Genomic DNA, 26,188 nt, shown 5'->3' with positions numbered 1-26,188 from the left:
TCCGATGAGGTGGCCGCGGCTCTCGGCCACCCAGCCATGGCTGGCACCGCCGCCCGGAGCGGGCCGGCCTCAACTGCGTGAGGCGGACGAGCCCGAGGCCGAAGGGACGGTCGGCCGGCAGGCCCGGATCGCGTTCAGCGTGGTGTGCACGTCGAACTGGTGCCCGTCGTCGCTGTCCCAGCCGCCGTCGCTGCGCTGCGTCTCGGTGAGCCGTTTGCGCGCCGAGACCAGCAGCCACTGCTCATCGCCGACGTCGACCCGGCGCAGCGTCGCGGCCAGCCAGGCCACGTCCGCCGGGGACATCTGCGGGATCCGCTCGGCGAGCACCGCCTGGATCCGCGCCGACTCGTAGTACAGCTCCTGCCGATGCAGCACCGCCGCGCTCAGCCACCCGGCGGGCAGGAACGACGGCCAGCTCCCGTCGGGCGCGAGCTGCCCGGCGAGCGCCTGGGCGGCGGCCTGCACCACCCCGGCGTACGCCCCGCCGACCCGGTGGTCGAGCGGCCCCGCGGCGCGGGCGTCCCGACCACCGACGGTCAGCCAGAACCCGGCGTTGGCGGTGAGGTAGAGACGGGCCTCCGGGTCACCCGGGCGGGCCCACTCGGGCGCGCTGCCGGCCAGCCGGGGATCCTCGTCCCAGCCACCGTCGGGCAACTGTCGGGCGGCCAGCCAGTCCAGCGCGTGCCGGGCCGCGGGCCGGCCGAGCGCGCCCAGGTCGTCCAGCTCGGCCAGGCGGAAGCAGGTGGCGTCGACCGACGGCACGTCGCCGTCGAGCGTGGCCGGCCACCCGCCGTCCGGTGTCTGCCCGACCTCGGCTGCGTCGAGCAGTTCTGCCGGGACCGGGGCGCCGGTGCGCAGCCGGGAGAGCCGAGCGCGATCGACCGCGTCCCCGTGAGCCACGACGAAGCCGATCGCGGCGTCAATGTCCACCACGGCGGACACGCTACCTGCGAAAAGACGATCTCGCCTCCGGGGAATGGCCCCGCCGGAGGTGGCCGGGCGGCTATCGGGTGATCTGAACGCGAAGGGGCCCTCCCGGCACCGGGAGGGCCCCTTCGCCGATCGGTCAGTACGCGGGCAGCGACGGGTCGATTTGCTTGATCCAGGAGAGCACCCCGCCCTGGACGTGCACCGCGTCGCGGAACCCGGCCGCCTTGAGCGCGGCGAGCGCCTCGGCGGAGCGGACGCCGGACTTGCAGTGCAGCACGATCTGCTTGTCCTGGGGGAGCTTCGACAACGCCTCGCCGGAGATGATCTCGCCCTTGGGGATCAGGGTGGCGCCGGGGATCCGGACGATCTCGTACTCGGCCGGCTCGCGGACGTCGATGAGGAAGATGTCCTTGCCGGCGTCCTGCCACTCCTTCAGCTCGGCGGCGGTGATGGTCGCGTCGACCACCGCCTCCTGGGCCTCCTCGGAGACCGCGCCGCAGAAGTCCTCGTAATCCTCCAGCAGATCGGTGACGGTCGGGTTCTCCCCGCAGAGCACGCAGTTCGGGTCCCTGCGGACCTTAATCTTGCGGTACTCCATCTCGAGGGCGTCGTAGACCATCAGCCGGCCGACCAGCGGCTCGCCGATGCCGGTGAGCAGCTTGATCGCCTCGTTGACCTGGATCGACCCGATCGACGCGCAGAGCACGCCGAGCACCCCGCCCTCCGCGCAGGAGGGGACCATGCCGGGCGGCGGCGGCTCCGGGTAGAGGCAGCGGTAGCAGGGGCCGTGCTCGGCCCAGAAGACCGACGCCTGACCGTCGAAGCGGTAGATCGAACCCCAGACGTACGGCTTGCCGAGCAGCACCGCCGCGTCGTTGACCATGTAGCGGGTGGCGAAGTTGTCGGTGCCGTCGACGATCAGGTCGTACTGGGCGAAGATCTCCCGGACGTTGTCCCGGTCCAGCGCGGTGTTGTGGATCTCCACGTTGACCAGCGGGTTGATCTCGCGGATCGAGGCGGCGGCCGACTCGGCCTTGGCGCGCCCGATGTCGGAGACCCCGTGGATGATCTGCCGCTGGAGGTTCGACTCGTCGACGGTGTCGAAGTCGATGATGCCGAGCGTCCCGACCCCGGCGGCGGCGAGGTACATCAGGGCCGGCGACCCGAGGCCGCCGGCGCCCACGCACAGCACCCGGGCGTTCTTCAGCCGCTTCTGCCCCTCGACCCCGACGTCCGGGATGATCAGGTGGCGTGAGTAGCGGCGGATCTCGTCAACGGTCAGCTCGGCGGCGGGCTCGACGAGCGGGGGCAGCGACACGGTGGACTCCCCGGGATCGGCTGGTGGCGAACCGCGCCATTGTCGCTCGGCCGGTGGCCGGTCGGCCATGAGCAGGGACACGTCGCCCGACATGCGGGAGCGGGAATAACTCAGATGCCGGGAACGAGGTCCCCCTCGTACCGGTCACCGCCCACGTACGGCCAGGCGTTGGCGACGCAACCGTCCAGGCCGTACGTCTGCTGCTGCATCACCGGCGCCGGCTGCCCCGGACCGGGGCAGGCCTGGTGCTCCTCGCCGAGCTCGTGGCCGACCTCGTGGTTGATCACGTACGACCGGTACGTCTCGATCGGCGCCCCGTAGTCGGGCACCCCCTCCATCCACCGGGCCAGGTTGACGATCACCTGGCCGGGCAGCCGGCAGGAGGTGTACCCGTCGGTGCTCAGCCCGCCGTCGGCGCACATCCGCTCGGAGGTGGCCGGGGTGGCGAGGTAGATGGTGAAGTCGGCGGCGGCCGGCTCGGAGACCCGCTGCATCCGCAGTTCCCCCGACGCGATCCAGCTGCGCCGGTCGCCGAGGGCGTCGTCGACGGTGGCGGCGAAGGCGTCGACGTCCTGGCCGGCGCCCTGCTCGACCAGGACCCGGTAGCGGCGCAGCGGACCGTCGACGCCCTGGATCGACGAGCGCCCGTCGGCGGCGGCGAAGAGGCCGGGGCCGCTGCTCGGGTAGGCCCGTGCCTGGTCGCCGGCACCGATGTCGTCGGCCATCCGTTGCGCGATCGGCGCGGGCGGGACGCCCGGATCCCCACGGTGCACGAGGGCGACCCCGCCGGCCGTCGCGCCGAGCAGGAGGAGACCGAGCAACAGGGCCCGCCGTCGGCGTCGCCGCATCCGGACCAGGCCGGGCCGCCGGCTCGCACCGGTCGGCTCGGGCCGGTCGTCGTCGGCGGCGGTCGAGGCGAAGGGATCCACCCGGCCAGCATGCCAGACTATTCGGGCATACCGCCGCTATTGCCGCGAGGTCCGCGAAGATGTTTCACATGACGCGCAAGGGCTCAGACCGGCGGACCGCTGTACCGCTTCCCCGCCACGTACGGCCACGGGTTCGCGGTGCAGCCGCCGAGAAAGAGCGACTGCTGCTGCATCACCGGCGCGGGGCGCCCGGCGCCCAGGCAGGCCTCGTGGCGGTGCCCGAGCTGATGACCGACCTCGTGGTTCACCACGTACAGGCGGTACAGCGAGAGCGGCACCCCCGCCGAGACGAAGTGCGGCACGGAGGTCCGCCAGCGGTCCAGGTTGATGATCACCTTCCCGGGCGCCCGGCAGGAGGTGTACGGCCGCCCACCGACCCGGATGTCGACGCCACCGGCCAGGCACATCCGGCCCGCGGTACGCGGCGTGGCCAGGAAGACGGTGAACTCCGCCGGACTGCCGCCCGGCACCCGGCGCAACCGCAGCTTGCCGCTTTCCACCCAGCTCCCCGGCCCGGTCAGCGCCTGCTGCACCTGGTCGGAGAAGGCCCGCACGTCCTCGCCGGACCCGTTCTCGACCGCCACCCGGTACCCCTGCACCACACCGGAGCGGCCGAGGACCGCACCCGCCCGGTCGTCGTACCCGAAGGTGCCGCTCCCCGCGGCCGGCACCGCGCCGGCCAGCTGGAGCACCGGCGCCGCGCTCGACGCGGCCGGGCTCGGCGTCACCGACGGGTTCGGGACCGGGCCACCGGTCGGCGACGGCGACGGGGTACCGGCCGTCGCGCTCGGCTCGGCGGCGAGCAGACCCGCGCCGGCCGGCGGCCACTCGACGGTCGCCGCGACCCCGGCAGACCCGGCCGCCAGCAACGCGGCCAGTAACAGGGCCGGCCGCCACCGGCCGGCGGACGAGCGGCGCGGTCGAGCGCGGTGCGACTGTCTCGGCAGGTCACCGTAGGGGAAGTTCTTGGGCATCCCGCTCAGCCTGCCATGCCGCGGTGCGCCCCGGCGTCCCCCGTTTCGGCGAGGAGTCCCACCACCGCCCGGGCCACCGTGCGGGGCACCTCCAGCTGCGCCACGTGGCCGACGTCCCGCAGCATCAGCAGCCGACTGTCCGGGATCACCCGGGCGGTCTGCGGCGCCACCCGCACGTCCACCAGCCGGTCCTTCATCCCTCCCACCACCAGCGTGGGCGCCTGGATGGACGCGGCGATCCGCCACATCGAGCCCGGCCCCGGCAGGTACGACCGCAGGAAGCTGGAGACCAGGCCGCGGAACGTGCGGACGTACGCGGCGGCGTAGTGGGTGGCCTCGTAGCGGATCCGGATCTCCTCCAGCGCCTCCTGTCGGCGCTGCTCACTGATCCGGCTGAGGTCCGCGACGCACGCCTCCATCGCCTGCTGGGCCATCACCTCGGGGGCCAGTTGGGCCAGCCGCCAGGCGGCCAGCCGCTCCCCGCGTGGGATGGCCAGCAGCGGCAGCATCCGCCCCTGCACCGAGCGGTGGAAGGCCAGGAACGGCAGCGCCGGAGAGATCAGGGTCAGGGTCCGCACCAGGTCGGGCCGCAGCCCCGCGACCTGCACCGAGATCGCCCCACCCAGCGAGTTGCCGAACAGGTGCACCGGCCCACGCCGGGAGTGCTCGATCCACCGGATCACCCGCTCGGCGAAGGCCGGGATCGTGTAGCTCGGTCCCGGCTCGCTGCGCCCGAAGCCGGGCAGGTCGATGGCCTGCCCGTCCAGCCGGTCGGCGAGCAGCCCGGCCAGGTCGGTCCAGTTCTGCGACGATCCCCCCAGCCCGTGCACGTAGAGGGCGGGTTCGGCGTCCGGCCCGGTGGCGGGGGTGTCCCGGACGTAGGTGATCGTGCCGTCGAGCCGCACCGCTCGGCCGGGCCACGGCGGCGGAATGTCGTGTGGGGGCAGAAGGTGGTCGGGCCAGAGGGCGGCGCGCTTCATCCCTCTAGTTTTCCCGCTCGTGCCCCGGGCGACACCGCAACGCCGGTCACGCCAGCAGCGCCTCGAGCCGCCGGTTCACCGCGGCCAGCGTCGCCCGGACCACCGCCTGCCTCGGGTCGCCGGCGACCAGGGCGGAACCGGCCAGCTGCTCCACCCAACCGTCGCAGACCAGCAGCACCACCACCGTCGCCACCTCGCAGTTGCCGAACGGCACCACCGCGGTGTGCTCGACGAAGCAGCGCCCCCGGTCGGCGGTCCGCTCGGAGCCGCGCAGCAGCTGGTCGACCGCAGCCGCGGCGGCCACCGCGCAGAGCCGTAGGACGTACCCGTCCACGGCCGGGCCGGTGGAGTGCCCGGCGGCGACCTCACCATCGGCGAGCAGTCGTACCTCGACGGTGGCGTCCAGGCCGAACGTACTCACCTGCACGTGGTCGATCACCACCCGGGGCCCCGGCACGCCGCCGGTGTCCAGCGGGCGGGAGGGCGCGGTCTCCGTCGTGGTCATCTGACCACCGGAGTACGACGTGCCGGCCGTGGCCGGGCTGCCGGCGGCCGGCGGCGCGGAGTACGCCGTCGCCTCCTCCACACTGGCCCGGCCCCGGTGCGGGGAGATCTGTCGGCGTCGGCGCGGGACACCGGCCACCATCTCGGCCGGCTGCTCACCCCGGTCGGGGCCGCCCGCCGCAGCGGGAAGCCGCGTCTCGGCGGGACGCTCCGCGCGCACGACCGGGTCGACCGGCCGGACGGCGCCCGAGCCGGCCCGGGGCTCGCGCTCCCCGGTGGCGGCCGGCGGAGCGGCGGACCGGGGATCCGCGTCCCGGGAACGGGAGCGGGCGTCCGCGTCGCGCGTCTCGGTAGCCCGGCCGTCGGTGGCCCCGGCGGCCCGGCTCTCGGCCGGGCGGGTCTCCGTCGGGCGGGTCTCCGTCGGGCGGGTCTCCGTCGGGCGGTTCTCCGTCGGGCGGTTCTCCGCCGCCCGGGCCTCGGTCGGCCGGCGGCGCATCGGCGGCACCGGGGCGGCCGGCGATCCGGGCAGGTTCTGCGGAGCCGCGGCCAGCCCCATCCGCTCCTGGAGCAGGCGGGCCACCATTCGGCTGACCTCGGCCGGGTCGGCGCCGTCGGAGAGGTCGAGCCGCAGGCTGTGGGCGCCGGCCGGGGTACGACGCAGCGCGGCGTCCCGCACGCCGGCCACCTCCCGGACGGCGTCGAGGATGGCGTTGACGTCGAAGCCCTCGGGGCGTTCCCGCAGTGGGGCGGGCTCGTCGTCCCGGCGCAGATGGGTGGCGATGCGGGCGAGTTCCGGGGTTTCGGCGGGTGGCTCCACGGCAGGCGGCTCCGGCACGACGGGCACGTCCGGTTCGGCGGGGACGCGCTGCGGCAGCACCGCCGCGCCGCCATCCGGCCTCAGGTCGTCCGAGACCGGCTCGGGCGTGGGCTCCGGATCCGGGGCGGACCGGCGGGCCGCGTAGGAAGGTGCGCCCGACGGGGCGGGCGCGGACGACGTGCGGTCGAGGCGACGCGGCCCGCTCGTGGCGGGAAGTGGCGCGGCGCCGGAACCGGCGAGGGTCGGCGGATTACCGGAGCCGGTGCGGGTCGGCGGGTTGCCGGAGCCGGCGAGGGTCGGCGAATGGTCCGGACGTTCTCGCGGGGCGACGGCCTCGCCCGGCAGCGACCGGAGCCGGAAGGGCTGCTCAGCCCGGTCGACGACCGCGCCGCGGTCCGGGCCGGTCTCCGCCGCCGGTGCGGGCGGTGCGCTGCTGGGCGGGGACACCGTGGGCCCGCCGGGCCACGCGGGGGGCTCGACGACGGGCCGGTCGAGGCCGGGCCCCTCGCCCACCGGCCGGTCGAGGGCCGGTCGGCCGGGTGAGGAGCGGTCGGTCGCCGCCCGGTCCGGGGAGGGCCGATCGAGGCCGGGCCGATCGACGACCGGACGGTCCGGTGAAGGCCGGTCCAGTGAAGGCCGGTCCAGTGAAGGCCGGTCCAGTGAAGGCCGCCCGAAGGAGGGTCGCTCGAAGGAGGGCCGGTCGAGGCCCGGACGGTCGGTCGTCGCCCTGTCGAGGCCCGCCCTGTCGAGACCCGCACGATCGAGGCCCGCACGATCGGGGCCCGCACGATCGGGGCCCGCACGATCGAGGCCATGACGGTCAACACCCGCCCGATCGACACCGGGGCGGTCGACGCCGGGGTCATCCGCGGCAGGCGGGTCGGCGCGGGGCCGGTCGGCGGCCGGGTGGTCCAGGGTCGACCGATCGACGGGCGACGCCTCGGTCTCGGCGACGGCCGGTCGGGCCGCCGGCCCGGACGCCACGCGGGGCTCCGACTCCGAGCGGGTGACCTCGTACGGACGACCGGTCTCGGAGCGCACCGGCTCGTACGGGCGGGCCGGCTCGGCCCGGACCGGCTCGTACGGTTGGGCCGGCTCCGGGCGCACCGGCTCGTACGGCCGGCTCGGCTCCGCGGCCCAGTCGGCCGCCCGGTCCGCCCGGGCCCGGCGACCGCCCGGCTTCTCCTCCCGCGACCAGGGCGGTGCCCAGCCGCCACCCCAGCTCGGCCGGTTCCAGCTCGGGCCCGACCAGTCCGGTTCGTCGGCGGCCGGCACCGGCCTGCGTTCGGCCTCGGGCTCGATGCCGCGCCGGTTTGGTTGCACCGGGTCCGACGGCTCGGCGCCGAACCGGTCAGCCCAGCGGGGCGGCTCGGCGGCCGCCGACGGCTCGGCGTCGGCGAGCTCGCCCAGCCCGGCGCGGCCGTTCGGCGCGGCGCGTTCGTTCTGCGGGGCGCGGTCGTCATGCGGGGCATAGCCGTTCGGCGCCACGCGGCCGTTCTGCGGGGCGCGGTCATTCTGCGCGGCGCGGCCGTTCTGCGCGGCGTGCTCGTTCTGGGGGGCGTGCTCGTTCTGAGGGGCGTGTTCGTTCTGAGGGGCGTGTTCGTTGAGGGGGGCGTGGAAGCCGGGGGGTACCTCGAAGCCGGAGGCTGCCGTGCCCACCGGGGGCACCTGCACGGCCGGCGGGGCCGATGAGGGGAACATCCCCTCGGCCCACGGGCTCACCCGGACACCGGACGGCTCGTCGGAGGCGTGCCGGGCGGCGGGGTCGGGCTCCGTCTGCTGCTCGGCCGGGGGGACCGGCCGCTGCGCCGGCACGACCAGCCGGTCGCCGTCGGAGTCGCGGCGGGCCTCGGCGCCGAACCGGGGCTGGTCGGCGGGCGGGGCGCTGACCGGCGACGGTCGGGCCGCGAGGTCGTCCTCGGGGTGGCCGACGCCGTTGAGCCGGGCCCGCCCGTTGCGGGGCGCGAGATCCTCGGCCGTCGGGTCGGCGAGCGGCGCCGGCAGGTCGCCGTGCCGGGGCGAGGAGGCGCCCCAGCCGGACTGCGGACCGGGCTGGCGCCACGGGGCTGCGGGCTCCCGGTAGGTGGGGGCGTCCGTCCCGCCGGACCACCCGGTCGCCGGCGGTGCCCACCCAGTGACGGAGCGGGCCAGGTCGTCGTGCTGACCCGTCCCGTCGCCGTGCTCTCCCGGGGTGGCGGCACCGGGTTGCCCTGTTTCACTCACCGCGCGCTCCTTGGTCGCCCTCGCTGAGGCTACCGTGTGGTGACAGTGGCGATAAGTTACGGCGGCGGGCCAATTCCGGGGCCGGGGTCATTGCCCTGACCGGTACGGGGTAAAAGTGCCGGCTCGTACGAAGAACTCGGAGGTTCCCATGACCGCTGTGGGGAACGGTGCGCAGACCGCCGGCCGGCCCACCAGGCTGCCCCGCTCGGCGCGCCGTAAGCAGCTGCTCGCGGCGGCTCAGGAGGTGTTCGTCGCGCAGGGCTACCACGCCGCCGCGATGGACGACATCGCGGAACGGGCCGGGGTCTCCAAGCCGGTGCTCTACCAGCACTTTCCGGGCAAGATGGAGCTCTATCTGGCCCTGCTGGACACGCACTGCGACGCCATGGTCGCCAAGGTGCACGACGCGATGCGCGGTACCAACGACAACAAGGAGCGGGTCGGGGCCGCGGTCCGCGCCTACTTCGACTTCGTCGACCACGAGAGCGAGGCGTTCCGTCTCGTCTTCGAGTCGGACCTGCGCAACGACCCGGCGGTGCGGCAGCGCGTCGAGCGGGTCGAGCAGGGCGCCATCGCGGCGATCACCGACACCATCATCTCGGACACCGGCGTCAGCCGGGCGCACGCCGAGTTGCTCGCCTCCGGTCTGGTCGGTGCGGCCGAGACCGCCGCCCAGTTCTGGCTGGCCGGCGGTCGCCAGGTGCCCAAGGCGGAGGCGGAGGCGCTGGTCGCGGCGCTGTCGTGGCGTGGGATCGCCAGCTTCCCGCTGCAAGGTGAGTCAGCCTGAACATCCGGCCCCGAGATCGGATAGCCTTCCCAACGGCGGCTCTTTCGCCCACCTGAGGAGGCACAGTGGAGGTCAAGATCGGCGTGCAGTACGCGCCGCGCGAGCTGGTTCTGGAGAGCGCGCAGTCGCCGGCCGAGATCGAGCAGATCGTGACCGACGCCTTCGCCAAGGAGGAGGGGACGCTCTCCCTCACCGACGAGAAGGGCCGACGGATCATCGTGCCGGTCAGCAAGGTCGCCTACGTCGAGATCGCCGAGGCGTCCCCGCGGGCGGTCGGTTTCACCGTCCGCTGACCCGGTCCGGCCTCCGCGGCGGCGCGAGTCGCCGCGGGCCGGGCCCGGCCCGGCCCGGCCGTCGCCGTCAGTTGTTGAGACCGACGGCGGTCATCCGGGTGGTGTGGTTGGCGGTGAGCCTCCGGAACAGCGCCGGCACGTCCGTCCCGTCCCGCGCGATGAGCGCGGTGAGCGCTCCGCGGTCGGCGGCGGCGACCCGCCCCGCCTGGGAGAGCGCCTCGCCGACGAGCCGGCGGGCCCACATGGAGAGCCGGTTCGCCACCCGGGGGTCGATCTCGATCGCCGCGCGGATCTCGGCCGCCGCGAATTCGGCGTACCGGGACTCGTGCAGGACGTCGCGCACCAGTCCCCGGTACGGCTCCTCCAGCCGGTCGGCGATCTCGCCCAGGAAGTCGTCGGTGATCCCGTCCCCGACGTACGCCTTGGTCACCGCCTCCAGCCAGTCCCGCGGCTCGGTCGAGTCGTGGTACGCCCGCAACGGCCCGACGTACGGCGCCATCACGTCGTCGGGGGTGGCGCCGAGTGCGGTGAGCCAGTCGGCGAGCCGCCGGTAGTTGCCGATCTCGGCGCCGGCCATCTCGCTCAGTGCGGCCCGTCGGCGCAGGTCGGGGGCGAGCCGGGCGTCGGCGGCCAGCCGGTCGAAGGCCAGCAGCTCGCCGTAGGCCACCAGGCCGAGCAGGTCGACGACGGCGGCGGGGCTTGTCGGGGCGGACACGAGCGCAGGGTACCGCCCGGGGCGTCCCCTTTCCGACCCGCTGGGGTGACGCAGGTCACACTTGCTACCCCCGGCGAAGAGGCGCTCACCGCGCTCCGGGACGACCGGGGACCCGCTCGGGTAGGATGGAGCAGTTGCCGCGGGCGCCGATCTGATCGAAGTCCTGCCTGCGGCGCGCGTGCGGCCCGGTCCGGCTCGGCGTCTTCCGCCGCCGACCGCGTGGCCCGCGCCATACCGAACGCGCCCTGAGGACAAGACGGGGCGCACCACGAGAGGGCACCCCCAGATCCAGATGAGCGAACAAATTCTCGAAGAGCTGGGTGGCCACGAACTGGCCCCCACCGCCCCGGTCCGTCCGGAGGCCCCCACCTTCGCCGCGCTCGGCGCGCGGCCCGAGACCGTCGAGGCCCTGGCCGCGGCGGGCATCACCCGCGCCTTCGCGATCCAGGAGTACGCGATCCCGATCGCGCTGCGCGGCACCGACATGATCGGCCAGGCGCCGACCGGCACCGGCAAGACCCTCGGCTTCGGCGTACCGCTGCTGGAGCGGGTCTTCGCGCCCGGCGAGGGCAGCGACGGCGTGCCGCAGGCCCTGGTCGTCGTCCCCACCCGCGAGCTGGGCATCCAGGTCGCCAAGGACCTGGCCGCCGCGGGCCGTACCCGGGGCATCCGGGTGCTGCCGATCTACGGCGGCGTGGCGTACGAACCGCAGATCGACGCGCTGCGCAAGGGCGTGGAGATCCTGGTCGGCACGCCCGGCCGGCTGATGGACCTGCAGAAGCAGAAGCACCTGCGGCTCGACCGGGTGCGCGCGCTGGTCCTCGACGAGGCCGACCGGATGCTCGACCTGGGCTTCCTCGACGACGTCGAGAAGATCCTGGCGATGCTGCCGGAGGACCGGCAGACGATGCTCTTCTCGGCCACCATGCCGGACCCGATCGTCACGCTCTCCCGGCGCTTCCTGCGCCGTCCGATGACGATCCACGCCGGGCACACCGCCGAGACCGGCCCGTCGCCGCAGACCCAGCAGCTGGCCTACCGCACCCACTCGATGAACAAGATCGAGATCGTGGCCCGGATCCTGCAGGCCGAGGGTCGCGGGCTGACCATGATCTTCACCCGGACCAAGCGGGCCGCCGACCGGGTCGCCGAGGACCTCGACTTCCGCGGCTTCGCGGTCGCCGCCGTCCACGGCGACCTGGGCCAGGGCGCCCGCGAGCGGGCCCTGCGCGCGTTCCGGGCCGGGAAGATCGACACTCTGGTCGCCACCGACGTGGCGGCCCGGGGCATCGACGTGAGTGGCGTCACCCACGTCATCAACTACGACTGCCCCGAGGACCAGGACACCTACACCCACCGGATCGGCCGCACCGGCCGGGCGGGGGCGACCGGCGTCGCGGTGACCTTCGTCGACTGGGACGACATGCCCCGCTGGCGGATCATCGACAAGACGCTCGGCCTGGACATGCCGGAGCCGCCGGAGACGTACCACACCTCTCCGCACCTCTACACCGACCTCGACATCTCCACCGAGATCACCGGCACCCTGCCGACCGCCGAGCGGACCCGCGCCGGGCTCGCCGCCGAGGTCGAGGAGGACCTGGGCGGCCGGCCGCGACGTGGTGAGACCGGCGGCCGGGGCTCCCGGCGCGGTGACGGCCGGGGCGAGAGCCACGGTCGCGGCGAGAGCCGTGGGCGGGGCGAGAGCAGCGGACGGGGCGAGAGCCGCCGTGGCGGCCGCTCCGACGCCGGCACGCCGGACGCCGCGCCCGTCGTCGTCGCCGAGGGCGAGGAGGGTCCGCGTACTCCGCGCCGCCGGCGTCGCCGCCGGGCCGGCGAGGCGGTCGCGGGCGAGACGACCGCGGTGACCACCGGCGGCGACGCCGGGAGCACCGAGCCGGCCGCATCGGCCGCCGAGGGCGAGGCGTCGGCCAAGCCGCGCCGCCGCCGGCGCCGCCGTGGTGGCGCTTCCGGCGCCGACACGCCGGCCGAGGCGATCGCCGACTGACCAGCGGAACACCGGACATCCCCCGTACCGCCCACGCGGTACGGGGGATGTTCCCTTTCCCACCCAGGGCCGGCCCGAACGGTGGTACGGGCCCTCGACGAGGATGATGGAGCGATGCCGGAACCGTTGGACGCCGCCCTGACCGAGGTGCGGGCGCTGCTGCTCGATCCCGCGCTGACCCGCGCGGTCGCCGCCGGCCGTCGCCGTGGGCAACGCCCCTCGGTGGTCCGCGCCGAGCTACGCCCGGTTGCCCTCAAGGCCGGCCCCCGGCTGCAGATCGCCACCTCCGACGGCGCGCGGCCGTACACCCGGAACGTGGCGCCGGGCGCGGAGGCCGACGCGGCGGTCGACGCGCTGCTGGCCGAGCCGTTCGGCAACTGGCACGTGGAGACGGCCGACGGGACGCTCCAGCTGCGGGTGACCAAGTCCGGGGAGGCGCAGGTGCACCGGGCCGCGGCGGTCCGGCCGGCAGCCGAGCCGGGCGGGCACGACCGTGCCAAGGAGTACCTGCTCGATCCGGGCGACCCCATCTTCGCCGAGATCGGCGGGTCGGCCGCCAAACGCCGCCAGGTCGATGCCTTCCTGCGCGCGCTGGCCGCCACCCTGCCCGAGGACCTGACCGGCCCGCTGCGCGTGGTCGACCTGGGCTGTGGCAACGCGTACCTGACCTTCGCCGCGTACCGCTACCTCTCCCAGCGGGGCCTCGACGTCACGCTGGTCGGGGTGGACGTCCGCGAGGACCAGCGGCGGCGCAACACGGAGCTGGCCGAACGGCTCGGCTGGGGCGACGCCGTCTCGTTCGTGGCCGGCACCATCGCCGACGCGGTGGTGGAGCCCGCTCCGGACCTGGTGCTGGCGTTGCACGCCTGCGACACCGCCACCGACGAGGCGCTGGCCCGGGCGGTGCGCTGGGAGGCCCGCTGGGTGCTGGCCGCCCCGTGCTGCCACCACGACGTGGCCACGCAGCTGCGCGCCCGCCCGGCGCCCGCCCCGTACGAGTTGCTGACCCGGCAGGGCATCCTGCGGGAACGCTTCGCCGACGTGCTCACCGACGCGCTGCGCGCCGGGCTGCTGCGGCTGCACGGCTACCGGGCCGAGGTGGTGGAGTTCGTCGACTCCCGACACACGCCGCGCAACCTGCTGATCCGGGCCCGGCGGACCGGCACCGCCCCCACCGGGGGACAGCGGGCCGAGTACCGCGAGCTGGTGACGCAGTGGCAGGTCACACCCCGGCTGGCGACCCTGCTGACGGACGAGCGGGAGGGCGCGGTCCGGCACTGACGGCCCACCGCGACGACGCCGGGTGCCGGGGCCCCGGCCGGTCAGCGACGGCGGTCGCCGTTGCGCCCGCCCGGCCGCTCACCCTGGACGCCCCGCTCGAAGACCGACACCCGGTCGCCGTGCCCGCGGTACGACGGGTCCTCGGCCGGCTGGGTGGGGAACGGCACCACCTTGCCCTGCGTCTCGGCGTTGCCAGCGGCGGTGAAGGCGTTCCAGGAGATGTCCACCAGCAGCCGCTTGAGCTCGGCGTGCCGGACGGCCGCGCTGCGCTGAAGGGCCAGCCGGATGCCGAGCACCACAGCGACCAGGGTGGTGGTGACCGCCCCGGCTGCGGCCAGGACGTGCGCCCCGGTGGCCTCCTCGCCGGTCAGCACCAGCACCAGCAGCCAGATCCAGAAGGCCAGGGCGAACACGCCGGCCTTGGCCACGAAGAAGAGGCTGACCGCACCCGGGCGGTGCGGCACCGGACGGACGGAGTCGGCCATGCTGCTCCTCATCGATGTCGCGGGGTGCACCGGGCGGCCCGCGGCCAGGTTGCGGTGGGTCCGTCGAGCTTAATTGACGGGCGGCAATCGTCGCTGGCCACGACTGCTCCTCCGGCCTTTCCGCCGCGGGTCCCGCCGACGGGACGTTCGGGTCGATCGGTCAATTGCTTCTACGGCCTGTCGTACTACCCTCGAAGGGCGCGACCGACACCGCGCCCGGTTCAAGAAAGGGACCATCCCGCACGCATGGGCTCCGCAGACGTTTCACCGCAGATGGCCTTCGCGCGCTTCGTGCGACGCGCCATCGACGACGCCCGCGACGAGCGGGGGTGGACGGTGAGCGACCTCGCGGCGCACACCGGGGTCGGCCGGTCCACCGTCTTCCGCTGGCTCGCCGGCGACTGGCAGGACTACCCGGAGCTGGCCAAGGTGCGCGGGTTCTGCGCCGCGCTCGACCTGCCGGTGGCGGCGGCGTTCCGGGCGCTCGGTCTGCCCGACGCCGGCCCGGCCCCGCGCCGGCGCGCCGACGACGCCCCGGTGGAGGCGGACGTGCGGGTCATCCTGGACCGGCTCGCCGACCCGAGCGTGCCGGCCGAGGAGAAGCACCACATCCGCGACCTGCTCCGCTACCTGGCCCGCCGCCCGGTACGCCGGGCCGGTTGAGCGGCCGACCGCCTCAGCTCACGGCACGTCGAGGGTGAACTCGGCGGTCCGCACCTCGCCCGCCACCTGGAAGTTTAGGAACATCCGGTAGCGCCCCGGTCCGGGCACGGTCGCCCAGAAGGTCACCGTGTCGCCGGCCGGCGCGGGTTCCGGGTGGACGTGCAGGTAGGCCAGGTCGCCCTCGCGGAGCGCGACCAGGTGGCCGTACGCGCCGAGGTAGCGCTCCAGCTCGGCCGGCGCGGCACCGGCGCGGACCTGGAAGCGCAGCGGCGCCGCCACGCCGACCCGTGGGGTGCCCTGCCAGCCGACGGTGAAGCCGTCGACGGTGGCGCTGGTGGCCGGCGCCGGCAGCGGCCGCGGGCGGTAGCCGCCGGGCGCGACCAGGTCCACCCCGAGGGTGGCCGGGGTCTGCGCGCCGTCGTCGGCGAGGGCGACGAAGTCGGCGTACGCCCGCCAGACGCCCGGCTGCGGCAGGGTCAGCGGTACGGACCAGGTGCCGTCGGGCGCCATCGTCGGGTGCAGGTGCTGGTAGCCGGTGAGGTCGCGGCGTACCACGATCAGGTGCATCGGCTTGTCGTGCACGACCGCGAAGCGGGTCACCGCTCGCCGCCGGTCGTCGCGGATCTGGAACCGGAACTCCCCGGGCCGGCCGGCGGTGAACTCCCCGGCCGACGGGGTGAGGGTGTAACCGGCAGAGGTGACCGAGAGCCCGCCGGCCCCGTCGGTGCCCGCCGGGTCGGCGCCGCCGGCGTGGTCGTGCGCGCCGGTGCCGGGGGCGTGCGCGTGCTCCCCGCCGGCGGTCGCGCCGGCGGGGACGGCCATGGGAGCGCCCGGCCGGGGGTTGGCCCGGCCGAGGCCGAAGCCGAGCAGGACGGCGAGCACCAGCCCGCCGACGGTGAGCGCCAGCCGCAGGGTGCTCCGGTCGGCACCGGCCGGGATCGGGCCACCGGCGCCGGAGCCGTCGCCGGCGACCGGCGGCACGTCCGCCACCAGCCCGGCGGGCGCGGCCGGGTCGGCGGTCACCGGCGGGGCGGTCGGCTGCTCGGGCCCCGCCCCGGGTCGCTGGTCGGCCATGGCCCCACGGTACCGGCGGGTCGGTGACGGCACCGACGACGGTCGGTGACCGTGGCGACGGTCCCAATCGGCCCGGGCCGGGAACTTTTCCGGTGGTGGCCGGTCCCGTCAGCCGGCCACGGCGAGGGCGAGCGGCAGCACGTCCGGCGCGCCGGCCCGGCGCAGCAGCCGGGCCACCATGGTCATCGTCCAGCCCGAGTCGACCAGGTCGTCGACGAGGAGCACCGGCCCGTCCAGGCCGGTCAGGGCGTCGGCCAGCTCGTCGGGGACGGCGAAGGCGTCGTGCAGTGTGCGTACCCGCTGGGCGCTGTTGCCGCGCGGCCCGCCGGCCCCGGACGGGCCGGTGCGGACGACCCGGCCGAGCAGCGGCAGCCGGCCGACCGTGGCGATCCGCTCGGCGAGTGAACCGACCAGCGCGGGATGGGTGCGCGACCCGACCGCGACCACACCGGCCGGGCGGCGCGGCCACGGGTCGTCGCCCCGCGCCCAGGCCTTCAGCACCTCGACCACGGCCGCGGCCACGTCGTCGGGGACCGGGGCGTCGGCCGCCTCCGGCCCGACCAGGCCGCGCAGCCGCCCGCCCCAGCCGAGGTCTGACAGCCGGCCCACGGCCCGCCCGGACAGCGACTGCTCGCCCGGCGGAATCCGCCCCTTCAGGGGTACGCCCACCGCCTCCAGCCCGGTCGGCCAGAGCTTCTTCGGCGCGATCTCCACGCCGGGGCGGCCGAGGAAGGTCTGCGCGGCGCCGAGCGCGGCGGCCGAGACCTCGGCGGTGAAGAGCGGGCCGGCGCACCGGTCGCAGCGACCGCAGTCGGCCGCTTCGGCGTCGTCCAGGCACTCGCGCAGGTAGCGCAGCCGGCATTCCGGTGTGGTCGCGTACTCCCGCATGGCCTGCTGCTCGGCGGTGCGCGCCTCGGCGACGCGGCGCAACCGGGCCTCGTCGTAGACCCAGGGCTCGCCGGTGGCGAGCCAGCCCCCGCGGACCCGGCGGACCGCCCCGTCCACGTCGAGCACCTTGAGCATCAGCTCCAGCCGGGCCCGGCGCAGGTCGACGAGGGGTTCCAGCGCCTGGGTGGAGAGCGGCCGGTCGGGGCGCAGGGCGGCCAGCACCGCGCGGACCTGCTCCTCGGGCGGGAAGGCGAGCGAGGCGAAGTACCGCCAGATGGCCGCGTCCTCCACGCCGGGCAGCAGCAGCACCTCGGCGTGCGCGACGGCCCGGCCGGCGCGGCCGACCTGCTGGTAGTAGGCGATCGGCGAGGGCGGCGCGCCGAGGTGCACCACGAAGCCGAGGTCGGGCTTGTCGAAGCCCATGCCCAGCGCGCTGGTGGCGACCAACGCCTTGATCTTGTTGTCGAGCAGGTCCTGCTCGGCGGCACGGCGGTCGGCGTCGTCGGCCTGACCCGTGTACGAGGCGACCGACCAGCCCCGCGCGCGGAGGAACTCGGCCGTCTCCCCCGCCGCCGCGACGGTCAACGTATAGATGATCCCGGAGCCGGGGAGCTGGTCGAGGTGGTCGGCGAGCCAGCCGAGCCGGTGCGCGGGGCTGGGCAGGTCGATCACGCCCAGCCGCAGCGACTCTCGGTCCAGCGTGCCGCGCAGCACGAGGGCGTCGCCGAGCTGCTCGGCGACGTCCTGGGTGACCCGGGCGTTGGCGGTGGCCGTGGTGGCCAGCACCGGGGTGCGCTCGGGGAGGTCGGCGAGGAAGGTGCGCAGCCTGCGGTAGTCCGGCCGGAAGTCGTGCCCCCAGTCGGAGACGCAGTGCGCCTCGTCCACCACGAGCAGCCCGGTGGTCGCGGCCAGCTTCGGCAGGACGGTGTCCCGGAAGTCGGGGTTGTTGAGCCGCTCCGGGCTGATCAGCAGGACGTCGACCGCGCCGGCGTGGATCTCGGCGGTGATCTCGTCCCACTCGTCGAGGTTGGCCGAGTTGATGGTGCGGGCCCGGATGCCGGCCCGGGCGGCCGACTCGACCTGGTTGCGCATCAGCGCCAGCAGCGGCGAGACGATCACCGTGGGGCCGGCGGCGTCGGGGCGCTCCCGCAGCAGCGCGGTGGCCACGAAGTAGACCGCCGACTTGCCCCAACCGGTGCGTTGCACGCAGAGCACCCGGCGCCGGTCCACCACCAGCGCCTCGATCGCCCGCCACTGGTCCTCACGCAGCCGGGCGTGCTCGCCGGCCAACCGGCGCAGCACCGCCTCGGCCCGCTCCCGTACCGCCGCCCGATCCTGACTCATCCGGCATTTCTACCAGCATGGCCGGACAGCCCCGTCGATCATGGGCGCGCGGCGGGGAAGCGGAAGATCGTCACCCGTCCTCGTCAGCGGCCGAGCACCGAACCGCCGTTGACCCCGAGCACCTGGCCGGTGACGTAGCCGGCCGACGGGCCGGCCAGGTAGCGGACCGCCTCGGCGATGTCGCCGGGTTCGCCGGCCCGGCCGACCAGGGTGGCCGCGACCCGCTTGGCGTGCCCCTCGGGGGTCATCCGATCGCCGAAGAACTCGGTGTCGGCGACGTACCCGGGGCTGACCACGTTGACCGTGATCTGTTCCGGTCCGAGCTGCCCGGCGAGGTCGTACGCCCAGCCGTGCAGGGCCGCCTTCGCCGCCGAGTACGCCCCGCCGCCGCCCCGCTGGGCAGCGATGGAGCTGAGCAGGATCACCCGGCCGCCGGGACGGCGCAGGGCCGGGCGCAGCGCCTCGGTGAGCAGGACGGCGGTGAGCATGTTGGCGTCGAGGTTGGCCCGCCAGTGCGCGGCGACGCCGGCCAGGCTGCCGGTGTCGCCGCCGAGGTAGCCGCCGGCGTTGTTCACCAGCACGTCGACCACCCGGTCCCCGACGGCCTCGACGACCCGCCCGACCTGCTCCGGATCGGTCAGATCGGCGGCGACCGCGGTCACCGCGTCCGCCCGCCCGCACTCCGCCGAGAGCCGCCCCGCGGTCTCGACGAGCACCGACTCCCGCCGCCCCACGACCACCACGTCGTACCCGTCGAGGGCCAGCACCCGCGCGACAGCCGCCCCGATCCCCGTCCCCCCGCCGCTCACCACGGCCAACCGCTCTCCCACAACCGCCTCCCCTGCACCCGGATCCCCGTCGATCATGAGGTTAGGGGCGGCCGGGTCGGCGTGTCGCGCCGCAAACCTCATGGTCAACGGCGGGTGAGGGTCAGCGGCGGGGGCGGACGGCGGCGCGGAGGGGGGCGAGGCGGGAGGTGAGGCTGGCCAGGCCGCCGGGGAAGAAGTAGACGGCCAGGATGAACACCGTGCCCAGGACGAAGAGTGGCTGGCTCAGCGGGTGGCTGAGGACCGCCGGGAGGGCGTTCACCGCGTCGGAGCTGCCGAACGCGGTGAGGCGGTGGTCCAGGTACATGTAGAGGATGCCGCCGAGCACCGGACCCCAGCGGGTCCCCGGGCCACCCAGCACCACCATGACCAGCAGGGACAGGGTCAGCTCCGAGGTGGTGACGTGCGGCGAGGCGCCGCCGACGATCAGGCAGTAGACCGCTCCCCCGGCCGCGGCGAGACCGCCGGCCAGGGTGAACGCGACCAGCTTGAACCGGTACGGGTCGAGCCCGAGCACCCCGATCCGCCGCTCGTCGTCGCGCAGCCCGGCCAGCACGCGGCCGGTGGGTGAGCCGGAGACCCGGTGCACCACGAAGACCACGATCGCCAGGTACGCCAGCGCCAGCCAGTAGAGGTTGACCGTGTTGGTCACCCCGACCAGGGCGGGCGGCAGCCCGGAGACGTCCAGCGGCAGCCCCTCCTCGCCGCCGGTCCACCCGCCGAAGTTCCGGGCCACCAGGATCGCCCCGACCTGGGCGAAGGCGAGCGTCACCATGGCGAAGGCGATCCCGACGGTGCGCAACGCGATCGCGCCGAGCAACGCGGCGAGGGTCGTCGCCCCGGTGACGGTGAGCAGCGCCGCCTGCCAGAGCGGCAGCCCGGCCCGGGTGACCAGGATGTCGGTGCCGTACACGCCGGCGGCGAAGTAGAGCGCGTGCCCGAACGAGAGCATCCCGGTACGGCCGAAGAGCAGGTCGTACCCGGCCGCGACCCCGCCGAAGACCAGGCAGATGGCGAGCAGTTGCAGGGTGCCCGGCGAGTTCAGCGGCCCCTCGAAGATGCCCGGCAAATTCACCGTCGAGTACGGCAGCACCGCCGCCACCGCCAGCGCCACCAGCGGCAGCCAGGGCCGCACCCCGTGCCAGCGCGAGTGCCCCGGCGTCAGCTCGTCGGGCACCGCCGCCGGCGGCGCCGGAACCTCGGGACTCCTGACGTCGGTCATGCGGTTGCCACCTTCCCGGCGAAGCCCTGCGGGCGCAGCAGGAGCACCACGGCGAGCAGCCCGACCACGCAGATGTCGCCCAGCCCGGACGTGCCGTAGTAGTTGACGAACTGTTGCAGCAGCCCCACCACGACCGCCGCGTACGCGCACCCGACCACCGAGCCCATCCCGCCGATCACCACCACGATGAACGCGAAGATCAGCAGTGAGCCGCCCTGGCCGGGCGAGACGGTGCCGTAAAAGGTGCTGCCGAGCGCGCCGGCCAGCGCGGCGGCGGCCCCGCCGATCGCGAAGACCAGGGTGAACGCCTTGCGGACGTCGATGCCGAGCGCGGTCACCATCTCCCGGTTCTCCACCCCGGCCCGGATGATCAGGCCGTACCGGGTCCAGCGGAGGAAGGCGAGCAGCGCGGCGAGCACCAGCACCGCGGCGACGATCAGCAGCAGTCCACCGTTGGGCACGTTCGCCCCGAGGATCGAGGTCACGTCGCGGGTCCACGCGGGACGCGGGAACGGCCGCGCATCGGCGCCCCAGGTGGCCTGCAGCAGCGCCACCCCGGCCAGCGAGAGGCCGACCGTGACCAGCACCTGCTCGATGGTGCGGGAGTAGAGCGGCCGGATCAGCACCAGCTCCACCAGGACCGCGGCCAGCACCCCGGCGAGCACGCCGAAGGCGACCGCCAGCACGAACCCGAACCCGTCCGGGCCGGCGCCGGGCAGATTGCCGGCGGCCCACCAGGTCGCGTACGCACCGACGCCGAGGAAGAGCCCGTGCGCGAAGTTGAGCACGTCGGCCAGGCCGAATACCAGGGAGAGCCCGGAGGCCACCAGGAAGTAGAGCGCCGCCAGGCCGAGCCCGGTCAGCGTCAGCAGGATGACCGTGTCCATCAGTGCCCGTCCTTCCGCGCGGCGGCCGGGGCGTGGTGCCCGTCGCCGGAGCCGACCCCGAGCAGCGACTTGGTCAGTCCGGTCTCCAGCAGCAGTTCCCTGGCGTCCCCGACCCAGGCCACCTGGCCGGCGGCGAGCACCACCGCGTCCTTGGCGAGCCGCCGGACCACGGCCAGGTTCTGCTCGACCAGCAGTACCGGCACGGACTCGGCGACCCGTTCCAGCACCTCGGCCACCTCGGTCACCACCTTCGGCGCCAACCCCTTGGTCGGCTCGTCGACCAGCAGCAGCCGGTTGTCGTTGAGCAGCACCCGGCCGATGGCGAGCATCTGCTGCTGCCCGCCGGAGAGCGAACCGGCCCGTTGCCGTCCGCGCCGGTCCAGCTCCGGGAAGAGCGCGAAGACCTTGTCGTACGCCGGGGTGGTGCCCCGCCGTTCGGCGAGCCGGAGGTTCTCGGCGACGGTGAGGCCGGCGAAGACGCAGCGGTCCTCCGGCACGTAGCCGAGCCCACCGCGGACCAGCCGGTGGGTGGGGCGGGCGAGCAGGCTCTGCGCCCCCATCCGGATGGTGCCGCGCACCTCGCCGCCCCGCGGGGTCAGCCCGACGATCGCGCGCAGCGTGGTGGTCTTGCCGACGCCGTTGCGGCCGAGCAGCACGGTCACCCCGGTCGACGCGACCGTGAACGACACCCCCTGGAGGATGTGCAGCCCGGCGATCCGCACCGACAGGTCCTCGACCGCGAGGACGGGTTCACTCATAGCGCCTCTCCCAGGTACGCCTCCTGGACGGTGGCGTTGGCCATCACCGTGTCCGGGGTGTCGCAGGCCAGCAACGCGCCGTGGTGCATCACGGCGATCCGGTCGGCCAGCTCCAGGATCACGTCCATGTGGTGCTCCACCATCAGCACCGAGCGGCCACTGTCGCCGGTCAGCGACTTGATCACGCTGACCAGCTCGGGCACGTCCTCGGCGCTGACCCCGGCCATCGGCTCGTCCAGCAGCATCACCCGGGGCTCACCGGCGAGCAGCAGGGCGATCTCCAGCTTCCGCTTCTCGCCGTGGGCGAGGGTGCCGGCGAGCGCCGTACCCCGGTGGTGCAGGCCGACCCGGTCGAGCGCCGCGTCGGCGGCGGCGGCCACCTCCCGGTCGGCCGCCGCCCGCCGCCACAGCTTCATCGAGCCACCCCGGTGCGCCTGTACGGCGAGCCGGACGTTCTCGCGCACGGTGAGCGAGCCGAAGACCGAGGACGCCTGGAAGGTGCGTCCCAGCCCGAGGCGGGCCCGCCGGTGCGGCGGGAGGGCGGTGACGTCCGCCCCGTCCAGCAGGACCCGGCCCTCGGTGGGCCGGCGCAGACCGGTGATCAGGTTGAACAGTGAGGTCTTGCCGGCGCCGTTCGGCCCGATCACGCCGAGGAACTCCCCGGGTGCCAGGTCGAGGTAGACGCTGTCGACGATGGCGACCTCGCCGATCCGCCAGGTCAGGCCACGGGTGGCGAGCACGGTTCAGCCCTTCATCTGGGTGACCGGCGGTGCGGTCTCGTCCCCGGTCAGGCTCTTCTGCGCGGTCGCGGTGAAGGTGGTCCCGCTGCCGGAGAGCTTGGCCTGGTACATCGGCTGGAGCAGCGCGTGGTCCTCGGCGCGGATGGTCATCGGGCCCTTGATCCCGTCGAACGACCAGCCTTCCAGGGCCTTGATCATCTTGTCGACGTCGTCGCCGCCCTCCTGCACGGCGCGGACCACCATCTGGGCGGCGGCGAAGCCGTCCGGGTGGAACAGGTCGATCGTCCCGCCGGGGACCTTGGCCTTGGCGGCCTTGGCGGCCTCGGTGTCGCTGGCGCCGTCGAAGTAGTGCGCCAGGAAGGAGATCTTGCTGCCGGCCGCGCCGAAGGTCGGCCAGGACGCGCGGAGGTCCAGACCGGTCACCACCTGAGTGGACGAGAGGACGGCCTGCTGGTCGAGGGTCTGCCACATCGCCGGGGCGGTGGTGCCGGCCCAGGCGACGAAGAGCAGGTCCGGCTTCGCGGCCTTGATCTGGCTGGCGAACGGGGTGAACTCGGTGGCGCTCGCGGGAGCCCGGACGCTGCTGACGGTCGCGCCGGCGCCGCCGATCACCTTCTTCACGGCAGCCTCGTTGGCATCGCCGAACGCGCCTTCCTGGGCGAAGACGACGACCTTCTTGCCGGCCGCGTCGCCGATGAAGGACTTGGCAGTCACCACGTCCTGGTACGACTGCCGGCCCGAGCGGAAGGTGTACTTGTTGGCGCCGGTGATGGCGTCGGTGGCGGCCGGCCCGGAGATGAAGAGCACCTTGTTCTGGGCGGCGATCGGGGCGACCTGCAGCGCCACACCGGAGGAACTCGACCCACCGATGATCTTGTAGCCCTTGCCGATCAGATCCTTGGCCGCGGAGACCGCCTTCGCCGGGTCGCCGGCGTCGTCGACCTCGGTGATCTCGATCTTCCGGTCGCCGACCTTGCCGGTGCCCTTGGTGGCGTAGTCGAGGCCGGCCTTCAACCCCTCGATGTACTGCTTTCCGTAGCTGGCCAGGGGGCCCGACTGGGCATAAACCAGGCCGACCTTGACCGGGGCGGTGCTGTCACCGCCGCCGGAGGCGGTGTCCTGCGGGTTGCCGCAGGCCGTGGCGGCGAGCGCCGCGGCCATCATCGTGGCGGCGGAGAGGAACGCCCGCCGGGTGTGCCGGACCGTCATCGCGACTCCAGGTGAGGACAGGATGCTGTGTTGTCGGCTCACGCTAGAAGTGACGTCACCCACGGGCTATGTGGCGGCGACACACAAGTGACACGAACAGGGTGGCCGGCCGTAACAACGCCCGGGCGGGCCGGGGTGTGGGTCGGTGCCGCGATGGCCATCGCCCCCATCGCGGGAGCGGATGCTGTGTCTCGTCGCGCCATCGCCGCCGGTTCGCTCGCCCGCCCTTGCGGCGGTTGGTTGAAGGTGCGGGTGACGTCCTGCCCGTACGTCGGGGTCAGCTGGTTGTTCGGCGTCCGGCACCACCGTGGCGGTGCCGGTCAACACGTACTGCGGGGTGCTGATAGAGGATCTTCCGCCTACCGATGCTTGGCCGGTCCGCACGGCCCGTCGTGATCGGCCGGCTGAGAGCATCGGCGGCCTGCTTCGAGCCGCCGGCCACAGAACACCCAGTGGCGTACGGCCTGCGCGTCCTCCGCCGAAACCGTGGCACCCGCGCGATCCACATCAACCAGGAAGGCCAACGATCGGGTGATCGCTCGGGCGAACCGCAGCGCCGCCGGCAGGTCGGTGGCGACCACCGGCAGGTGGACGACGAACCGCTGCCGGCTCACCGTCGCGCGCCCGGGGCGAACCGGGACTGCCAGGCGCGCAGCGCCCGCTTGATCCGCAGGTTCTCCTCGGCGGTCACCGCCAGCTCGCGTCGGGTCAGCGCCAGCTCGCCGGCGACCCGGTACAGGAAGGCGTGCACCTCCACCGGGTCGAGCCCGCGCTTCACCTGGTTGAACCGCCGATCCCGGATCTGCCCGACGGTCAGGGGCCGGCACGACTCCGAGCGGTACCAGCCGGCGTTCGACGGGCGCTCGGGGCACCGCCGGGCGGCGCGGCGGAACAGGAAGAACACGGTGCGCATGAGCCACCTTCCGGGTCACTGCCGTCGGCCGAAGGCCGGCCGTGGAGGGCGGCCCAGCCCGCCGATAGGGGACGCGGACCGGACCGCCCGGCCCCGCGACCGCAGCCCACATCGGCGGTACGACCCCGGAGCCAACCTTGGTGTCCGCCCCCGAGGTTTGCCGAACCAACCGGAGCCGGACACCGAGCAACTTACGCCACTTACTAGCGTGAGTCTAGCTCTCTGCACTACCAAGCTCACTTATTGCGGATGTTGGCGCAGGTCCGGCATGATCGGAGATGCCGAACCAACCGGAGCCTCTTCATGCCCACCGCACAGCCCGAGTTTCGCCGCATCGTGGATGACATCGTCGCCAAGATCAGAAGCGGTGAGTTCAAGCCCGGAGACAAGCTGCCGTCAACCAGCCAGCTCGCCGAGATCTACGGGGTCAGCAACAACACGGCCTACCGGGCGCTCGCCATCCTGCACGACCGTGAACTCATCATCGGCAGGCAGGGACGCGGCACCTACGTCGCCGAGCGCCCGTCGCCCTAGCTCGGGCGGCACCCGGCACAGGGTCCTCCTCGGACGCTACGAACTTGATGACGCCAACGAATCACCACCAGAGCCATCACATGGTCCTCGATGCGGAGCAGCACAAGTCCGAGAACGCGTCCGCGCCGGTGCCGAACGATCGAGCGGAACCTGCTTCAGTTGCTGAGCCAGGACAGGCCGCCAGAGAGCCCGGTCACGAGACGCTCTCGGAGATGAAGACGAAGTGAGCAGCCAGTACATCGTCATCACCGGCGGACCCGGAGCCGGCAAGACCACGCTGATCGACAGCTTGCGGCGTGCCGGCCACACCTGCGTCGACGAAGCGGGACGACAGATCATCCAGGACCAGCTGTCGGTCGGCGGTCGGGCGCTGCACGACGGGGACTCCCAACTGTTCGCCGAGATCATGCTCAGCTGGGAGATCCGCTCCTACCGCCAAGCCAGCCAGCATGCCGGACCTGTCTTCTTCGACCGGGGAATTCCGGATCTGGTCGGCTATCACCTCCTACTCGGCCAGCCCGTCCCGGCGCACGTGACAGCCGCGGCGCAGCTGTTCCGCTACCACCAGCGCGTGTTCATCGCCCCGCCCTGGCCACAGATCTACGCCACGGACGACGAACGGCACCAGGACTTTGCCGAAGCCGTCCGCACCCACGACGCGATGGTTGCCGCCTACATCGAGCACGGCTACGAGTTGAGCACCCTGCCGCGCAGCGATGTCGCCTCTCGCGTCGAGTTCGTCCAGCAACGTATCGCGGCCATCGAGCCTGATCTCCTGGAACGCGCGTCGCCCGAGCTGTGTTGATTTACGGACCGTCCCTCAAGCGGAGTTACGAAACGTCCCTCAGACGACAGTCAGCGAGCGAGGCGCAGCGGGCAACGGGC

At 74.0% G+C, this 26,188-nt stretch carries 25 protein-coding genes; 7 read left to right on the top strand and 18 right to left on the bottom strand.

The genetic code is table 11. The annotated features are described in order from the left end of the window. Positions 1–69: 69 nt before the first annotated feature. The 6 genes from AC5RWQ_RS23535 to AC5RWQ_RS23510 form a co-directional block, all read right to left on the bottom strand. A complete protein-coding gene (locus tag AC5RWQ_RS23535; RefSeq protein WP_494284840.1) occupies positions 70–933 on the bottom strand; it encodes a prenyltransferase/squalene oxidase repeat-containing protein in 864 nt (287 codons plus the stop codon). Positions 934–1,066: 133 nt separating this feature from the next. Further along, complete coding sequence (moeZ, locus tag AC5RWQ_RS23530; RefSeq protein ID WP_494284889.1) at positions 1,067–2,317, bottom strand: adenylyltransferase/sulfurtransferase MoeZ; 1,251 nt, start codon at positions 2,315–2,317, stop codon at positions 1,067–1,069. A 41-nt stretch (positions 2,318–2,358) separates the two neighbouring features. Next, positions 2,359–3,177 (bottom strand): DUF3152 domain-containing protein, encoded by an 819-nt coding sequence (locus tag AC5RWQ_RS23525; RefSeq protein WP_494284839.1) that lies wholly within the window; start codon positions 3,175–3,177, stop codon positions 2,359–2,361. Between the two features lie 83 nt (positions 3,178–3,260). Next, a complete protein-coding gene (locus AC5RWQ_RS23520) occupies positions 3,261–4,151 on the bottom strand; it encodes a DUF3152 domain-containing protein (RefSeq protein ID WP_494284838.1) in 891 nt (296 codons plus the stop codon). Positions 4,152–4,156: 5 nt separating this feature from the next. Then, positions 4,157–5,131: an alpha/beta fold hydrolase gene (locus AC5RWQ_RS23515; protein ID WP_494284837.1), complete on the bottom strand. Its 975-nt coding sequence runs from the start codon at positions 5,129–5,131 to the stop codon at positions 4,157–4,159. A 46-nt stretch (positions 5,132–5,177) separates the two neighbouring features. Next, positions 5,178–7,112, bottom strand: a complete 1,935-nt coding sequence (locus AC5RWQ_RS23510) for a Daple (protein WP_494284888.1) — start codon at positions 7,110–7,112, stop codon at positions 5,178–5,180. Positions 7,113–8,823: 1,711 nt separating this feature from the next. Between AC5RWQ_RS23510 and AC5RWQ_RS23505 the strand changes: the two genes are divergently transcribed. Together AC5RWQ_RS23505 and AC5RWQ_RS23500 are read left to right on the top strand one after the other, a co-directional pair. Then, the gene (locus tag AC5RWQ_RS23505) at positions 8,824–9,462 is read left to right on the top strand and encodes a TetR/AcrR family transcriptional regulator (protein ID WP_494284836.1); all 639 of its coding nucleotides are present in this window, start codon (positions 8,824–8,826) and stop codon (positions 9,460–9,462) included. 65 nt (positions 9,463–9,527) lie between these two features. Continuing rightward, positions 9,528–9,755, top strand: coding sequence for a DUF3107 domain-containing protein (locus AC5RWQ_RS23500; RefSeq protein WP_334491396.1), 228 nt, complete (start codon positions 9,528–9,530; stop codon positions 9,753–9,755). Positions 9,756–9,822: 67 nt separating this feature from the next. On the opposite strand, the gene AC5RWQ_RS23495 is transcribed toward AC5RWQ_RS23500, so the two are convergent. Further along, positions 9,823–10,470, bottom strand: coding sequence for a ferritin-like fold-containing protein (locus AC5RWQ_RS23495; protein ID WP_494284835.1), 648 nt, complete (start codon positions 10,468–10,470; stop codon positions 9,823–9,825). 292 nt (positions 10,471–10,762) lie between these two features. Between AC5RWQ_RS23495 and AC5RWQ_RS23490 the strand changes: the two genes are divergently transcribed. Both AC5RWQ_RS23490 and AC5RWQ_RS23485 read left to right on the top strand, forming a co-directional pair. Then, the gene (locus AC5RWQ_RS23490; RefSeq protein ID WP_494284834.1) at positions 10,763–12,478 is read left to right on the top strand and encodes a DEAD/DEAH box helicase; all 1,716 of its coding nucleotides are present in this window, start codon (positions 10,763–10,765) and stop codon (positions 12,476–12,478) included. Positions 12,479–12,592: 114 nt separating this feature from the next. Continuing rightward, positions 12,593–13,759: a class I SAM-dependent methyltransferase gene (locus AC5RWQ_RS23485; protein ID WP_494284833.1), complete on the top strand. Its 1,167-nt coding sequence runs from the start codon at positions 12,593–12,595 to the stop codon at positions 13,757–13,759. Between the two features lie 41 nt (positions 13,760–13,800). Here the strand turns inward: AC5RWQ_RS23485 and AC5RWQ_RS23480 are convergent, their stop codons facing one another. After that, a complete protein-coding gene (locus AC5RWQ_RS23480; protein ID WP_494284832.1) occupies positions 13,801–14,244 on the bottom strand; it encodes a hypothetical protein in 444 nt (147 codons plus the stop codon). Between the two features lie 246 nt (positions 14,245–14,490). Here AC5RWQ_RS23480 and AC5RWQ_RS23475 point away from each other — a divergent pair, with 246 nt between their 5' ends. Further along, positions 14,491–14,907 (top strand): helix-turn-helix domain-containing protein, encoded by a 417-nt coding sequence (locus tag AC5RWQ_RS23475; RefSeq protein WP_334491401.1) that lies wholly within the window; start codon positions 14,491–14,493, stop codon positions 14,905–14,907. Positions 14,908–14,925: 18 nt separating this feature from the next. Here AC5RWQ_RS23475 and AC5RWQ_RS23470 read toward each other — a convergent pair whose 3' ends face one another. The 10 genes from AC5RWQ_RS23470 to AC5RWQ_RS23425 form a co-directional block, all read right to left on the bottom strand. Further along, entirely contained in the window at positions 14,926–15,981 is a 1,056-nt protein-coding gene (locus AC5RWQ_RS23470; protein ID WP_494284831.1) for a DUF8832 domain-containing protein, read from the bottom strand. A 108-nt stretch (positions 15,982–16,089) separates the two neighbouring features. Further along, the gene (locus AC5RWQ_RS23465) at positions 16,090–18,213 is read right to left on the bottom strand and encodes a RecQ family ATP-dependent DNA helicase (protein WP_494284830.1); all 2,124 of its coding nucleotides are present in this window, start codon (positions 18,211–18,213) and stop codon (positions 16,090–16,092) included. A gap of 83 nt (positions 18,214–18,296) precedes the next feature. Then, positions 18,297–19,043, bottom strand: coding sequence for an SDR family NAD(P)-dependent oxidoreductase (locus tag AC5RWQ_RS23460; RefSeq protein WP_494284829.1), 747 nt, complete (start codon positions 19,041–19,043; stop codon positions 18,297–18,299). 100 nt (positions 19,044–19,143) lie between these two features. Next, positions 19,144–20,262, bottom strand: a complete 1,119-nt coding sequence (locus tag AC5RWQ_RS23455; RefSeq protein ID WP_494284828.1) for a branched-chain amino acid ABC transporter permease — start codon at positions 20,260–20,262, stop codon at positions 19,144–19,146. Then, the gene (locus tag AC5RWQ_RS23450; protein ID WP_494284827.1) at positions 20,259–21,149 is read right to left on the bottom strand and encodes a branched-chain amino acid ABC transporter permease; all 891 of its coding nucleotides are present in this window, start codon (positions 21,147–21,149) and stop codon (positions 20,259–20,261) included. Before AC5RWQ_RS23450 ends, AC5RWQ_RS23455 begins: the two co-directional genes overlap by 4 nt. Continuing rightward, positions 21,149–21,907, bottom strand: a complete 759-nt coding sequence (locus AC5RWQ_RS23445; RefSeq protein ID WP_494284826.1) for an ABC transporter ATP-binding protein — start codon at positions 21,905–21,907, stop codon at positions 21,149–21,151. Before AC5RWQ_RS23445 ends, AC5RWQ_RS23450 begins: the two co-directional genes overlap by 1 nt. After that, positions 21,904–22,647: an ABC transporter ATP-binding protein gene (locus AC5RWQ_RS23440; protein WP_494284825.1), complete on the bottom strand. Its 744-nt coding sequence runs from the start codon at positions 22,645–22,647 to the stop codon at positions 21,904–21,906. The genes AC5RWQ_RS23445 and AC5RWQ_RS23440 overlap by 4 nt, the downstream gene beginning before the upstream one ends. A gap of 3 nt (positions 22,648–22,650) precedes the next feature. Then, positions 22,651–23,856 carry a substrate-binding domain-containing protein gene (locus AC5RWQ_RS23435; protein ID WP_494284824.1) on the bottom strand — a complete coding sequence of 402 codons (1,206 nt, stop codon included), beginning with the start codon at positions 23,854–23,856 and terminating at the stop codon, positions 22,651–22,653. 359 nt (positions 23,857–24,215) lie between these two features. Beyond that, positions 24,216–24,470, bottom strand: a complete 255-nt coding sequence (locus AC5RWQ_RS23430) for a hypothetical protein (protein ID WP_494284823.1) — start codon at positions 24,468–24,470, stop codon at positions 24,216–24,218. After that, positions 24,467–24,769: a DivIVA domain-containing protein gene (locus AC5RWQ_RS23425; protein WP_494284822.1), complete on the bottom strand. Its 303-nt coding sequence runs from the start codon at positions 24,767–24,769 to the stop codon at positions 24,467–24,469. Before AC5RWQ_RS23425 ends, AC5RWQ_RS23430 begins: the two co-directional genes overlap by 4 nt. Positions 24,770–25,072: 303 nt before the next feature. Between AC5RWQ_RS23425 and AC5RWQ_RS23420 the strand changes: the two genes are divergently transcribed. Both AC5RWQ_RS23420 and AC5RWQ_RS23415 read left to right on the top strand, forming a co-directional pair. After that, a complete protein-coding gene (locus tag AC5RWQ_RS23420) occupies positions 25,073–25,303 on the top strand; it encodes a GntR family transcriptional regulator (RefSeq protein ID WP_494284821.1) in 231 nt (76 codons plus the stop codon). A 223-nt stretch (positions 25,304–25,526) separates the two neighbouring features. Continuing rightward, positions 25,527–26,108, top strand: coding sequence for an AAA family ATPase (locus tag AC5RWQ_RS23415; RefSeq protein WP_494284820.1), 582 nt, complete (start codon positions 25,527–25,529; stop codon positions 26,106–26,108). Positions 26,109–26,188: the final 80 nt, after the last annotated feature.

It is taken from the genome of Micromonospora sp. BS32 (assembly GCF_059089345.1).
Note: the sequence above shows the minus strand (reverse complement) of the source record. Positions and strands in the feature narration are given on the sequence as shown.